1 protein-coding gene is annotated in these 709 nt (G+C 42.6%); it reads right to left on the bottom strand.

All coding sequences use genetic code 11. The features are described from left to right. Positions 1-17: 17 nt before the first annotated feature. A partial coding sequence (locus tag BLO31_RS21720; protein ID WP_245688550.1) for a reverse transcriptase domain-containing protein occupies positions 18-709 on the bottom strand: 692 nt, incomplete at its 5' end.

The raw sequence follows: 709 nt of genomic DNA, 5'->3' as shown, positions 1-709 counted from the left end.
TTGGTTAGCGAGTTTTCTTAGACGCGTAGTTGAACATAAGGAGTTGCAACTAAACCGCTGTTTACCCACTGACACCACCTCACCAAGTACTCGATCAGAGCCCTTTTACTCGCTCCTTGCTCATAAAGCCGATGGTACTTCTCAAAGTGGTTTTTTAAGCTCGTTTGGCTTACGGTTAAATAATAGATATTCTTTAAGAGGGTGGAATTAGAATGACAGCCCAAGACTTCTCGGCTATCGTCGGTAATGACACGTTTCCAGTTAACTCTGTAACCTAACCAATCAAACCCTTTCTCAATTTTGCCTACATAGGTCTTTTTCTTTGCAATTGTTAAACCAAGTTCATTAAGAACCTGATACATCAACTTCAGTGCTTTTCTTAATTGGTGCCTCTGGGTACACATAAATATCCAATCGTCCACATATCGACAGTAATAACCGTTAACTTTGCTCGCTAAGCTGGACAACACTCTGTCTAACGTGTCTAGGTAGATAGCCCCCAAAATGACGGATAAGCGACTTCCTTTACTTATTCCTTGGGTCGTGGGATAGAGCACGCCCGCATGATCACGACGCTGGGTGATGAACTGCCAGAGAAGTTCTAATATGATGGGATCGTGAATCCACTGCTTAACCTGCCTCAGAACTATGTGGTGTTGAATACTGGCAAAATATGACTCAGCATCGCTTTTTAGAACATAGTAGTGAC

The organism is Vibrio sonorensis (genome assembly GCF_001854765.1).
GTDB lineage: Bacteria > Pseudomonadota > Gammaproteobacteria > Enterobacterales > Vibrionaceae > Vibrio > Vibrio sonorensis.
The sequence above is the reverse complement of the archived record's forward strand: the minus strand, read 5'-3'. Positions and strand labels throughout refer to the sequence as shown.